Origin of the sequence: Nocardiopsis exhalans, from assembly GCF_024134545.1 — a bacterium.
GTDB classification, from domain to species: domain Bacteria; phylum Actinomycetota; class Actinomycetes; order Streptosporangiales; family Streptosporangiaceae; genus Nocardiopsis; species Nocardiopsis exhalans.
This window is the reverse complement of sequence record NZ_CP099837.1, coordinates 5,870,521-5,882,205: the sequence shown is the minus strand read 5'-3', so window position 1 is coordinate 5,882,205 and position 11,685 is coordinate 5,870,521. Positions and strand designations below refer to the sequence as shown.

Here is an 11,685-nt window from a genome sequence, read left to right as displayed (position 1 = left end):
CTCAGCTCCTCGTGGCTGCGTATCCGGCCTCGCCGACCGCGGCGATCACGGCCGCGTCATCGATCCGTCCGTCGGCGGTCACGACCAGCCGACCCGTGGCGGAGCTGACCTCGACGGCGGCGACGCCCGGAAGGCGGGACACCTCGCCGCGAACCGCCCCCTCGCAATGTCCGCACGTCATCCCCGTCACGGCGTAGGTCTGCGTGGCACTCATCTGGCCGTCCTCACATCTCAGCGATCAACTTCGTGTACCCCTATGGGGTATGTTTACCAGTCCAGATATACCCCCTTAGGGTATATGAGTCAAGCAAGGACCAGCAGGAGGACAGTCATGTCGGCACACCAGGTAGTGGTCCTCGGAGCGGGAGCGGCGGGAGCAGCCGCGGCAAGGGAACTCATCACGGCCCGCGCCGTGGACGTCACACTCGTGGGAGCCAGCGGCCGCGAGCCCTACAACCGGACACTGGTGAACAAGGGGGTGGCCCTCGGGCTCATCACCCCAGAGCAGGCCGCGTTGACGCCCCCGAACGAGCCCTTCGTCGCCGACACCGCCCGCCGAGTCGATGTCGCCGCACGCCGGGTACACCTCGACTCGGGTGCCACTTTGGGCTTCGATTCCCTCATCGTGGCGACCGGCAGCACCCCCAGGCGCGTCCACGCCGAACTACGCGGCGCCCGGGACGCCGTGCGGGCAGGCCGCCTGACCACGCTGCACTCGTTGCGCGACGCGCTAGGCGTGCGCGACCTACTCGCCCGCACCCCCCGCCCGGCACGGGTGATCATCCTGGGCGCCGGATTGGTAGCCGCCGAGACCGCCTCTGTGCTGCACCAAGCGGGACACGACATCGCACTCCTGGCCCGAACCACCACCCCGGGACGCACCGCGCTGGGTGACCTGGTCGCCCGGCGAGTCGCTGACCTACACCGCACGCACATCTGCACGTACTTCGCACGTCAACCCGTCGCCGTCACACCGGGCGAAGCCCACGTCGGGCTGGTGCTCGATGACGGAACACGCGTGGAGGCCGACCTCGTCATCGAGGCGATCGGCACCACCCCGGTCGCACCGCAACCATGGCCGAACGGTGTCGACGTCGGCGCCCGGCTGCACATCGCCGGTGCACCGCGGGCCTATGGTGCCGGGGGTGTCGCCATCCACCGCGGTGGCTTGCTGGGCTCCTGGCGGATCGACCACTGGGGTGACGCGGCCGCACAGGGCGGACACGCCGCTCGCACCCTGCTGTACGACCTCGGGCTCGGAGCCGACCCCGGCCCCTACCTGCCGCGCGCGAACTTCGCGGCGCGCGTCTACGGCCGCACGCTCACCGGCGTCGGACACAACGGATCAGGAGCGCGTGAGCGCTGTGTGTCGACCGATCCCCTGCTGGTCGTCCACGAGGTGGAGGGCAGGGCGGTAGGGGCGGTCGGGATCGATGCCGTTCGACTCGTCCAGGAGTGGGCGCCGCGCCTGCACGCGTGACCGCGAGCGCCCGGCGTTCGAGTCCGCGTGCCCCGCACGGGCATCGGTCTGGTCGAGTGGGCAATCGCAGCGGGCACGGGCCGCTGACGGTGGCAGGGCTGAGACGAGGCGGCTTACCGGATGGGAAAGCCATCCGCCCCGTAGATCCCGCGCAGGTTTTTCGAGCCCGTGGTGGGGATGCGCTGATCTCCAGCGCTGCTCGATTTGGCCATCCCATCGGGTTTTCAGATACCTCCTGGGGGTATCCTCGGGGCATGAGTAACGGGATGAAGTCTGTGACCCCCTGCAAGTCCGTCTGCGGTTCCGGTTCTGCCGAAATCACCTTGCCCTTTCGCCTCTTGGGCCTGTGCCTGCGTCTGCGCGTCATTCTCTCCGGACACTGCCCCGGGCGAAGCTGATCAGCAGTCCTTCGGGTGCAAAGGCCCCCGGGTTTAGTCGCCTGGGGGCTTCGAGGCACCGTCGACATGATTGGGGGGTGCGCCGCCACTCCCACGGGATTGCGGTAGTAGCGGCGGATCAGAGATGGTGAGGTTCGCCGGTGACCTGGTGATCGGCGTAGTTCAACGCCTCCAACACCAAACGCCTCAGGTGCCCGTCGGGCATTGAGTAGACGATCCTGGAACCCAGACGTATGTCCGGACCCTTCCGTGCCGGGGCTGTCTCACAGCAGCACGAGCACGTAGAGGTGGTGGAGTTGGAAACAGCTGGAGGCGATGCCGCTCGATGCGACCCCGGTCCCTCCCAGCAGGGCGGGTCCGGCCACGGGATTGGCTGAGGGAGCCTTGCCGAGCAGGGCCCGCACACGGTGGAGCGCGTGGGAGTCGGCCAAGGCCAGGTGCCAGCTTGTGCGCGGCTTCGGCGAAGCCAGGGCGACACGGGCGATGGTGCGGGCGACCAGTTCACGGTTGCCCGTGATCGCGGCGGTGTCCTCGTCGGCCCAGCGTTCCAGCGCCAGGCGCAACGACTGGTGCAGGGTTCGCAACGGGGGAAAGAGGGCAGCGGACAGCGCGGTCAGGGTCGAGTAGACGTGGTGGCGGTGGCGCAGGTGGGCGTGTTCGTGACGAAAGACGACCTGGAGTTCTTCGCGGTTGAGCAGGCGCATCAGCCCGCGCGACACGAGTACACCGCCGTGCTGCCCAGGCACGGCCAGCGCGATCGGATGATCCTGCTCGGTGATGTACTGGCTGTCGCCACGTACGGCACGGATGTCCTTGCGGACGCCCAGTCCCAGTCGGGCGATACCGAACAGGCCCACCATCAGCAGCACCACCGCCATCAGACCCAGGTGGAGGGAGACCGGGCCGTGATCCAGGAGCAGAGCCCCTCTGCTGCCCCAACCGCTGACCACGTCGCGGGGAAGCAGGCCGGTGATGAACACCGCTGCTACGAGGAGCGTGGTGCTCAGTACGGCCAAGGCGGTGCTGACCCCGCACACAGCCAGGATCCGCGCCGACCAGGCGGGGTGCAGAGGGAGTGGCTTCCAGCTCAGCGCCAGGCTCAGGGTGATCAGGAGCAGTGCGGGAGCGAAGGTAGGCCAGCCCATGTCTACTCCTCGGGACGATCCAGCAGTGCGCGCAGGGCCCTCTCCTCAGCGGGGTTGAGCCCGTGCACGAACTGGTTGAGCACATCGGAGGGATCACTGGCCACCCTGAGATGGTCGAACATGCGGCCAGCGGCGAGGTCGGCCTCATCCACCAGGAGCCGGTAGACGTAGCCGCGTCCTCGTTGAGCGCGTTCGACCATCTTCTTGTCCAACAGGCGAAACAGGACGGTGTTGACCGTGGTGTAGGCGGGGGACCCTTCCAGTTGCTCCCGCAGCTGTGCGGTGGACAGATACTCCTCGGCACCGGCCAGCAGGGCCAGAATTTCGGCCTCCAGTTGTCCCAGTCTCTTGCGTGACATCCCTGATCCTTGAACCCGTGCCCGTGGTGGCTGCCGGTGGTGCCGTGCTGTGTGCGGCACCAGGACCCAAAGCGGTAGTGCTTTGTGCTGGCAGCGGTGTGCTCCGCTCACTGCTTGAAGGCGATGTGCAGGTGGTCCTGGTGCACGGTATTGGTGAAGGTACCGCCGTGATCGGTGCTCAGTGCCCAAGGCCCGCCGACCTCGGTGGCCCCCTGTTCCAAAGCCTCTCTCATCACAGTACCGGCTGGCCCGTCCGGCCCTGATGCGCGCAGGTCGGAGATGGTGACGCCGTCGATGGCCCAGATATCGACCGCCCTGCCGTGCGTGTGGTTGCTCACTGAAGGGCTGTCGAAGACGTTGACGGGGTGGCCGGTGGCCAGGACCGCGACCGAGAGCGTGCGCTCTGAGGACAGCTCGAGGAGCAGCTCCAGAAGTCGGTCGTCGATCTGGTGGTCCAGGATGTCCCATCTAGCGCTGCCTGGCAGTTCGATGCTCGGGGATCGCAGAACCTCTGTGGCGGCTTCGCTCACCTGCGCCCGGGGGGCCTCATCCTCACTGCCGGGTGAGGGGGAGGCGTCCTGGGGAGGTGTGCCTCCCAGGGAGGCGATCTCGGTGACGTCCCAGGAGTCTCCCTGCCGGGTCAGGCGCAGGTCGATGACGTAGGTGGCCGAGAGCAACGATTCTTGCGTCAGTGTGGTGATCTCGGTGACCGCCATGATGGAGGCCTGATCATCGGTCAATCCACCCAACTGTGGATAGATGACCTCGGCCGCACCGGAGGTGTCGGTGTCCGCGTCTTCTGAGTCTTCTGAGAAGGGTGTTTCATCAGTGATCGCGTCGGGGTCTATCTCGGCTTGGGCGAGCCGTTCCCTGGTCGCTTGGGCGGTGCCTTGTCCTTCGTCGTAGTTGAAGGCGGTTTCCAGGAAGCGGACGGCGGCGACTTTGACGTCGAGGGCCGGTTCGTCTTCGGCCACTCGGTAGGCGGCGACCTCGGGAAGCTGGACGGGTTCGGCCTCCTTGCCTTCCACACCGGAACCGGGTGCAGGGTTGTTCGTGGAGCAGGCCGCCAGTAGCGCTGCGAGGACCGTCACCGCCCAACCTCGGAGCACAGTCTTCGTCCGGTGGGGGCGGCCTCGGGGGTGTTGGCCGATGGTGCAGGGCTGGGGCATGGGTCAGCCGTTCTTTTCCAGGGTTTGGTCATGGGGGTCGAGTGCAGGCTGGTGCGGGGAGGCGCCACTGTCCTGCAGGGGCAGGGTGATGCCTTCGCGCCAGCTGTTCTTCAGAGTGGGGCCGCCTCCGGTGAGCGCCTGGTCTAGCAGTCCGCGGACTTCGTCCACCCCCGCACTCACCGTCAACGAAGACGTCCTCGTCAGACGGGGGGGCGATGTCGAAGACGTGCGGGTCTCCTGCGGCATCGAGTCGCGCCCGCACGCTGATCGGGCCGTCGGCGTCCAGAACGCGAGCCGTCTCGGCGCACGCCTGAGTCAAAGCTTCCTGGCGTCGGGTGACGGCGTAGTGAGCGGCCCCCTTCCGGTAGACGATTTCCTTGGGGACCACGGCCTGGACGTTCCCGTCACGCCAGACCACGACGGACACGGAGTACTCCGGCCCGGGCACGTGCTCTTGAATGAGCAGCCGTCCCAGGTGTGCACGGTGCTCGAACAGGAGCCCGTCGAGAGCTTGCATGTCCTGGGCCACCCGAGCCGGGCTCACCTGACCGGTTTTGTAGCGGTCTGTGAGAACCATCGGGAATGAGAGGTCACCAGCGCCCTTGGACGCCAGCCGGGTCCGTGGCGTGCGCACCCGGCACAGTCTCAGGACCTCGGTCAGCTGTAACCGGTCCAAGCACAGTGCCACCAGTGAGAGCCTGGGCGAGAGGATCTGGATGCCCAATCGGCTCAACTCCCAGACCGCGACCAGTTCCTCATCGACCAGTTCCTCATCGACCAGCGGCACGATCGCACGCACCCGTTCGTGCAAGCACACGCGGGTCAGCTCCTCGACGAACCCCGCCTGGCTTCCGGCCGGTACGACATAGGCACGGTCGGCTTTGCCCAGGCCGCTTGCTTCAGGGGCACTGTCCACGGCGAGGACCCGGTAGCCGGAGCGTCGCAGTGCAGTGATTGTCGCGGAGGTTCCCGGCTTGCCCGCCCCAGTGACCAGAACGCTGGAAACGGCATTCGACATCGCCTTTCTCCTGTCAGCTCGACACGTCACCCGGTGCGACGCGATCACCTGCTACTACACTAGTGGTAGATAATGTATGGCCCCTGACCTCGATCGAAGTAGGTTGTCCTCGGCGTGATGGCTGCGGAGGGAGGGCGTAGAACCAGCTTACTATTACATTTGTAGTAGATTGTGGGTATGTCTTCCCCACCACCCACTGGTACTCCCTCGGTGTCGTTGCGCGCCATGGAACTCGCCGACGTGCCGTCCGCCGTCCGCCTGCACTGCGCCACTCTGCCCACCGGCTTCTTCGTGGAACTGGGCGAGCGCTTCTTGGGCCGCTATTACCGCACCTTCCTCACCAGCCCCGCAGCCGTCGCCCTTGTGGCCCAGGTGGAGGGCGAGGTCGTCGGTTTCCTGGTGGGTTCCACTGACGAGAACGCGCACCACCGCCACACTCTGGACCTGAGCCGCTGGGGACTGGCCCGGGCCGGTGCGATGGCTCTGCTGATGCGCCCCGAACTCACCACACGCTTCGTGCGCACCCGCGCACGCCGCTACCTCAAGGGCATCCGCCGCTTCGGTGAACGCGCCCTGCCCCCCACCGGAGCCACAGCGCGCACCGGGGTGCTCAGCCACATCGCCGTGGACAACACCGTGCGGCGAGGCGGTGTGGGCGCGACCCTGGTCGACGGCTTCACCCGCATCGCTCGTGTACACAACGTCGAGCGGCTGCGCCTGTACACCGGCCAGGACAACGAAGCCGCCCAACGCTTCTACAAACGCCTGGGGTGGGAGGAACAACCCCTCCAGTACGACATCGACGGCAAACCCTGGGTCCCCTTCACCCTGGATCTGTGAGCACGCCTTGACACCACCCAACCCGGAACCCCGCCCGGACCGGACCCTCACCACCCAGGAGACCGACCAGGAGCACCGAGGCGGGGGAAAAGCCGACACACCCCACACGGGGGCCAGCCGTGGCGGTCGAGGACTGGCTCGCTCCAGCGCCCTGATGGCCCTGGGCACGACCGCCTCCCGCCTGACCGGCTTCACCAGAACCCTGGTCCTGGCCGCCGCGCTGGGAACCCAGCTGCTGGGCGATGCCTACAACACCGCCAACACGCTCTCCTTCATCGTCTACGACCTCCTCATCGGCGGCCTGATGGCCAGCGTCATCGTCCCCTTCCTCGTCCGGCGGCGCGCCACGGACCCGGACGGCGGCCGGGCCACCGAACACCGGCTCCTGACCTGCGCGATTCTCTTCCTCACACTGATCACCACCCTGGCGGTGCTGGCGGCAGAACCCCTGATCGGCCTGTACGCGGGAGGCTTCACCCCGGCCCAGCACGAAGTAGCGGTCCTGTTCGGACGCTTCCTGCTCGTGCAGATCCTCTTCATCGGCCTGAGCGGCCTGACCAGCGCCATGCTCAACGCCCGCCAGCGCTTCGCCGCGCCAGCCTGGACCCCGGTGTTCAACAACGCCGTCATCATCACGGTGGGCCTGACCTTCCTGTGGCTCGCGGGCCCGCACCGCACCCCCGAGACCATCACGCAGGCAGAGCTCACACTCCTGGGGGTGGGAACAGCCGCCGGGGCGGCGGCCCAGGCGCTTCTGCTCCAGTACGCGCTGTGGCGGACCGGGTTCCGCTGGCGACTGCGTCTGGATCTGAAGGGCTCGGGCTTGGGCGAGGCGCTGCGGGCGGCGGGGTGGATGTTCGTGTTGGTCTGCACCATGCAGGCCGGGTTCCTGCTCACCGCCAACCTGGCCAACCGCGCCGGGGCGGTCGCCGTCCAGAACGACGGCGTCGGGGCGGGGCTGAGCGCCTACAACTACGCCTACCAGCTCTTCCAGCTGCCCTACGCGATCATCGCCGTCTCGGTCATCACCGTCCTGCTGCCCCGCATGAGCGCGCACGCCGTCGACCGCGACTGGGCACAGGTGCGCTCGGACTTCTCCCGGGGGTTGCGCGTGTCCTCCGTGCTCCTGGTGCCGCTGGCCCTGGCCCTGGTGGTCTACGCCCAACCCCTGTGTGTCGCGGTGTTCGCCCGGGGCAGTACCTCGATCGCCGACGCGCAGGTCATCGCCTCGGTCCTGACCGTGTTCGCGCTGGGGCTGGTCCCCTTCACCGCCTACCAGCTGCTCCTGCGGGTCTTCTACGCCACCGGCGACACCCGCACCCCCGCCCTGTTGGCCATCAGCAACATCGCGATGCACGCGCTGATCGCCGTGCCCTCCTACCTGCTGCTGCCACCCCAACAGGTGGTGACGGGCATCGCCGCCGGGTTCATGCTCTCCTACGTGTGGGGCCTGGTACTGGGCGGACTGATCCTGGGTAAACGCCTGGGAGGGCTGGACGCCCGACGCATCACCGTCACGGTGGCCCTGCTGCACACCGCCGCCGTCCCCGGTGTCGTGGCGGCCTGGTGCCTGCAGAGGTTCTGGTTCGGCACCGACAGCAGTTCTCTTCTGGCGCTTGTTCTCGGCCCGCTGGTGGGCTGCGCAGTCGCGGGAGTTCTCTACCTCACCTCGGCCTACCTGCTGCGCATCGAAGAAGTACGCCAGGCGTGCACCCGGATCGGAGAGCGAGCACGGGGTAGGAAGGGCCGTTGAAGCGGATGAACGTGGTGGCCTGCTTGGGGTCGGGCAGGGCAGCTGGCGTCACTCCGCAGGTTGGGGCGACCAGTAGTCCTTGCGTATCTCTCCGGGCCATGCCGGCTGTTCCACCTCGCCGCGGGGGCCGAATTCTTCGAACCAGGAGCGAGGCACAGGGCGGGGGTTCCGTCGACGGCGTCCAGGTCTTCGACGTGCAGGTCCCGGCCGTCGATGCGGAGGAGGCGGGAGTGGGAGACGGCGAGTCTCCCAGGCCTGCGGTGAGTGCGGTGGACGGATGTTCCCGTTTCGGTCAGCCGGGGTTGCTTCGCGGGCACCCCGCCTCGCGCAGCCGCTCCTGACCATCGGTCGAGGAAGGGGGCTTGACCTTGAACAGGCCCGCGTCCTTGGTGCCCGGGTGGTCGATGGGTGTGGTTGCGCGGGCAGGCGTTCCCAAGGCGGTTTCGTCCATGGCCCAGGACTTCCGGCTCCTGATGCGGCGGGGTGGTGGTATCGCGTCTTGGGCCCGACCCACGTCCCGAGCCCGGGCCGTGCTGTTGCACGGGGCTGGGCCCGTCAGCGGGCCTGTGGGCGCATGGTCGGCCCGGCAGGCCCCTGACGGTAGGGGCGGGTGGGGCGGGGGTGGACGTGGCTCTGTCGGGCCGGGTTCGCCCCCGCCGTGGCTCCGGGCGCGAGTAGGGTTTGGGGTGGGTTTTCTCAGTCCGATGGGGGCGCTGGGACTGAGATTGTACTGGGGAGCACACGAGGAGCACACAAGCCCCAAAAACGCCGCGAGGACCTCTTTCGAGGTCCTTGCGTACCCCGTCTGACCTGGGGTTTTGTGGCGCACCCGGCAGGATTCGAACCTGCGACCGTCGGATTAGAAGTCCGGCGCCCGGGTGCCGCCCCGTGTCACTTCGTACTGTTGTGTCCCGCACCATCCGAATTAGGATGCCGCTCTGTGCCGCGTCGTGCTGCCCGCTGACGTCCCGGTCCAAAACTGCGGAGCACAAACGGAGCACACACTGGCCCCTGGCGGCGTCCGATGGCACCTTGCGACGTCCTTGTTCACTCTTCTGGAAGAAGGTCAGTTCCCAACCTATGGACATGCAGTTTATTAGCGGTCACCAAGCTCTTCGGTGATCCATTCGTGAGGCACGAGGGCTTGGCCATTGCTGCGCCTCCATCGGGCTTCAACCGAGTTGCGGAAGGGCTCGTCGTCCAAGTCTGCGTGTTCCATCACTATCACCTGGAAGCTTTCGTCGAGGGCTTCGATGGTCCGCTGGATCGTCTTGTAGAGGTTGAGCAGAGCAGTTCTATCGGGCCCGGCCAGAGCAGTGCTGTCGGGGCTATCTTCAGGAAAGTAGACCTGGGATGGTTGGTCAAGAATGAGGAAGCGTGGCACGGGACTGTTCTGTTCTGAAAACCACTCGTGGAGGCTGAGTAGGGTGGCGACGTGGTAGCCAAGCCAGTTCTCACCGCCACCCATGTCGGCCAGCCGGACTGGCCCACGGGAAGTGTCCGCGACGACGGTTAGCCCCCGTGGGTCGAGGCGAATGGGTGATTCCTTGTGCTCTAGGTCCAGCGCGATGGCTTTGTCTCTGATCTTTGTGTTGATGCGGGAAACGAAGCTGTTGAGTCGGTCATCGCGCGCTCTGGCTCCAATCTCTTCCTCAAGTTCTGCGATCTTCGCGGCGATTTCCTCGCGCCGATCTGCGACTTGAGGCGCCTGGACATGCCGTGCCGCAGTCTCCAGGAAGAGGCTGATGCGACCCTGAACGAGGGTGGCGCGCCGTGACGCGTCCAAGTGGTCGGGTGTGGCACGCTGACCGGCGGTCAGCGTGTCCAGTTGCTCCTGGTTACGGCCCAGGTCGCTGCGGATTTCCTGCAGCATGTCTTCCTCAGCAGAGATCAGAGCGTTGATTTCGGGTGTGCCGCTTCCGATGACGGTCATATCAGTGGAAAGATTGGCGAGATCTTGTCTGATGACTTCAGCGACGTGACCTGACAGCGGCTGTTGGCTGTCACATACCGGGCAGCGGGATTCGTGACTGTTCAGGTGTCCTGAAGAAGACTCAAGCTGTTTCGGGCATCCAGCACTCGCCCTGGGCCAGGTGGACCAGGGCGTCGAACATGCCAATACCGTGCTTGGCGGCGGTCGCGATATAGGAGCGCACCGCGCAGAACCACTCGGCCCCGGCCAGGGACCGTAAGCACCCCGAGACCTTCTGGCGGACCTTGACCATCCGCACCTCGCGCTCGGCCGCGTTGTTGTCGAACGGGGCCCGCTCATCGACCGTGAACCGCAGGTAATCCGCTTCCCGGTCGCGCATCCGCCTGGCCAACGCGTGGAACTTGGCCACCAGCTTGGACTCCCGGCCCGAAGTCTGGGCCAGGCCGATGGCCACCGCGCTGCGCCACTGGTGACCCAGCCCGTCCAAACGCACGGTGTCGATTCCCTCCAGCGAGGAGACCGTGGCCAGGTGCGCATCGACCAGGCGCTTCATCTGACGCAGCGCGTCAGCGGCCTGCCCGGCCCAGCACCACACCCCCTCCCCAGCCGCGTCCTGGACCGCTTGCAACTCGCGCAGCAGGTGGGCGTTGCACAACACATGAGCGGCCACACCCTTATAGGTGTCATAGGGGGCCCAGGCGTCATGGACCGCCAACCCAGCGAAGGCGGGCAGGACCCCGGCGGCGTCCATCCCCACGGTGCCGCGTTTGGGGTGGGCGCTCAGCAGGCTCCACTTGCCGGTGGAGGCCGAATGCACCCACACCAGGCCCCCGCCCACCCGCAGCGAGGTCTCGTCGAAGTGCGCCACCTGGGCGGAAGCGATCTCCTCGGTGGCGGCGCGAGTGAAGGCCTCCAACGCGGTGGCGGCCCGGCGTGCGGTGTCCACGACTGTGCCCGCCGACACGGGGCATCCCACCAGGTCCGACAGGGCTTGGGCGGTGCGCTTGGCGGACAGGAACTGGCCCAGGTACAGGTAGCAGATCATCGCGCGCACGTTCGCTCCGAACTGGACCGGAGCGTTGATCCCCTCGGGGGCGCTGGCTCGGGTGCGCTCCCCGCAGGCGCAGGTGTGCTCGATCATCTGGTGCTCGGTCACCGTGGGTTTGATGGGGGGCAGGTCCACGACCTGGCGGCGCACCAGCCCGGTCTGCTCGGATCCGGCCAGGTCTCCTCCGCACCCACCGCAGGTGTGGGGTGGTGTTCCAGCACGTGGTCGGGGTCCGGGGTTTGGGCGCGCGTTTGGCCTGGGTGGCCGGGTTGCCCGCCGGGTTTGCGGCCGGTGCGGCGGCGCTGGGACTTCGGCTTCGGCTTGACGAAGGGGTCCGTGGAGGAAGGCTTGGAGGAGTTCGTGGAGTCGCTGTCCAGTCGGGCTTGAAGCTCGGCGATGCGCTCGTTGGCTTGGGACAGATCAGCGCGGAGTTGGGTGATCGTGGCTGCCTGCTCAACGACCAGCGCGGCGAGCTCCTCGTAGGAGGGCGCGGGCTGGTCGGAGGAGGTCACGGGCTCATCGTTACAGGCTAGGCGCGTGCC

11 protein-coding genes and 1 pseudogene are annotated in these 11,685 nt (G+C 67.1%); 3 read left to right on the top strand and 9 right to left on the bottom strand.

Annotated elements, in window-relative coordinates; genetic code table 11:
- Position 1: 1 nt before the first annotated feature.
- Positions 2–214, bottom strand: a complete 213-nt coding sequence (locus NE857_RS25970) for a heavy-metal-associated domain-containing protein (RefSeq protein ID WP_184365749.1) — start codon at positions 212–214, stop codon at positions 2–4.
- A gap of 117 nt (positions 215–331) precedes the next feature.
- Here NE857_RS25970 and NE857_RS25965 point away from each other — a divergent pair, with 117 nt between their 5' ends.
- On the top strand, positions 332–1,480 hold the full coding sequence (locus NE857_RS25965) for an FAD-dependent oxidoreductase (RefSeq protein ID WP_184365748.1): 1,149 nt from the start codon (positions 332–334) through the stop codon (positions 1,478–1,480).
- Positions 1,481–2,141: 661 nt separating this feature from the next.
- On the opposite strand, the gene NE857_RS25960 is transcribed toward NE857_RS25965, so the two are convergent.
- The 4 genes from NE857_RS25960 to NE857_RS25945 form a co-directional block, all read right to left on the bottom strand.
- Positions 2,142–3,023 (bottom strand): M56 family metallopeptidase, encoded by an 882-nt coding sequence (locus NE857_RS25960; RefSeq protein ID WP_184365747.1) that lies wholly within the window; start codon positions 3,021–3,023, stop codon positions 2,142–2,144.
- 2 nt (positions 3,024–3,025) lie between these two features.
- A complete protein-coding gene (locus NE857_RS25955; protein WP_184365746.1) occupies positions 3,026–3,382 on the bottom strand; it encodes a BlaI/MecI/CopY family transcriptional regulator in 357 nt (118 codons plus the stop codon).
- 107 nt (positions 3,383–3,489) lie between these two features.
- On the bottom strand, positions 3,490–4,473 hold the full coding sequence (locus tag NE857_RS25950; protein WP_254418065.1) for a hypothetical protein: 984 nt from the start codon (positions 4,471–4,473) through the stop codon (positions 3,490–3,492).
- A 106-nt stretch (positions 4,474–4,579) separates the two neighbouring features.
- On the bottom strand, positions 4,580–5,569 hold the full coding sequence (locus tag NE857_RS25945) for an ATP-grasp domain-containing protein (RefSeq protein WP_254418064.1): 990 nt from the start codon (positions 5,567–5,569) through the stop codon (positions 4,580–4,582).
- 177 nt (positions 5,570–5,746) lie between these two features.
- Between NE857_RS25945 and NE857_RS25940 the strand changes: the two genes are divergently transcribed.
- Positions 5,747–6,409, top strand: coding sequence for a GNAT family N-acetyltransferase (locus NE857_RS25940; RefSeq protein ID WP_221318841.1), 663 nt, complete (start codon positions 5,747–5,749; stop codon positions 6,407–6,409).
- A 7-nt stretch (positions 6,410–6,416) separates the two neighbouring features.
- Positions 6,417–8,162: a murein biosynthesis integral membrane protein MurJ gene (murJ, locus tag NE857_RS25935; RefSeq protein ID WP_376769924.1), complete on the top strand. Its 1,746-nt coding sequence runs from the start codon at positions 6,417–6,419 to the stop codon at positions 8,160–8,162.
- A 292-nt stretch (positions 8,163–8,454) separates the two neighbouring features.
- On the opposite strand, the gene NE857_RS25930 is transcribed toward murJ, so the two are convergent.
- The 4 genes and pseudogenes from NE857_RS25930 to NE857_RS25915 all read right to left on the bottom strand — a co-directional run bounded on the left by NE857_RS25930 (position 8,455) and on the right by NE857_RS25915 (position 11,655).
- Positions 8,455–8,613: a hypothetical protein gene (locus tag NE857_RS25930; protein WP_221318839.1), complete on the bottom strand. Its 159-nt coding sequence runs from the start codon at positions 8,611–8,613 to the stop codon at positions 8,455–8,457.
- 645 nt (positions 8,614–9,258) lie between these two features.
- Positions 9,259–10,095 (bottom strand): DUF3732 domain-containing protein, encoded by an 837-nt coding sequence (locus NE857_RS25925; protein WP_254418063.1) that lies wholly within the window; start codon positions 10,093–10,095, stop codon positions 9,259–9,261.
- A 121-nt stretch (positions 10,096–10,216) separates the two neighbouring features.
- Positions 10,217–11,353: pseudogene (tnpC, locus tag NE857_RS25920) on the bottom strand (IS66 family transposase); the annotation flags it as partial.
- Entirely contained in the window at positions 11,248–11,655 is a 408-nt protein-coding gene (locus tag NE857_RS25915) for a DUF6444 domain-containing protein (protein ID WP_254418062.1), read from the bottom strand. The gene NE857_RS25915 and the pseudogene tnpC, both read right to left, overlap by 106 nt.
- Positions 11,656–11,685 lie beyond the last annotated feature (30 nt).

What these genes read in the sequence shown, in the direction of transcription:
- NE857_RS25970 (WP_184365749.1), bottom strand. Translation starts at nt 214, where the DNA reads ATGAGTGCCACGCAGACCTACGCCGTGACGGGGATGACGTGCGGACAT.
- NE857_RS25965 (WP_184365748.1), top strand. Translation starts at nt 332, where the DNA reads ATGTCGGCACACCAGGTAGTGGTCCTCGGAGCGGGAGCGGCGGGAGCA.
- NE857_RS25960 (WP_184365747.1), bottom strand. Translation starts at nt 3,023, where the DNA reads ATGGGCTGGCCTACCTTCGCTCCCGCACTGCTCCTGATCACCCTGAGC.
- NE857_RS25955 (WP_184365746.1), bottom strand. Translation starts at nt 3,382, where the DNA reads ATGTCACGCAAGAGACTGGGACAACTGGAGGCCGAAATTCTGGCCCTG.
- NE857_RS25945 (WP_254418064.1), bottom strand. Translation starts at nt 5,569, where the DNA reads ATGTCGAATGCCGTTTCCAGCGTTCTGGTCACTGGGGCGGGCAAGCCG.
- NE857_RS25940 (WP_221318841.1), top strand. Translation starts at nt 5,747, where the DNA reads ATGTCTTCCCCACCACCCACTGGTACTCCCTCGGTGTCGTTGCGCGCC.
- NE857_RS25930 (WP_221318839.1), bottom strand. Translation starts at nt 8,613, where the DNA reads ATGGACGAAACCGCCTTGGGAACGCCTGCCCGCGCAACCACACCCATC.
- NE857_RS25925 (WP_254418063.1), bottom strand. Translation starts at nt 10,095, where the DNA reads ATGACCGTCATCGGAAGCGGCACACCCGAAATCAACGCTCTGATCTCT.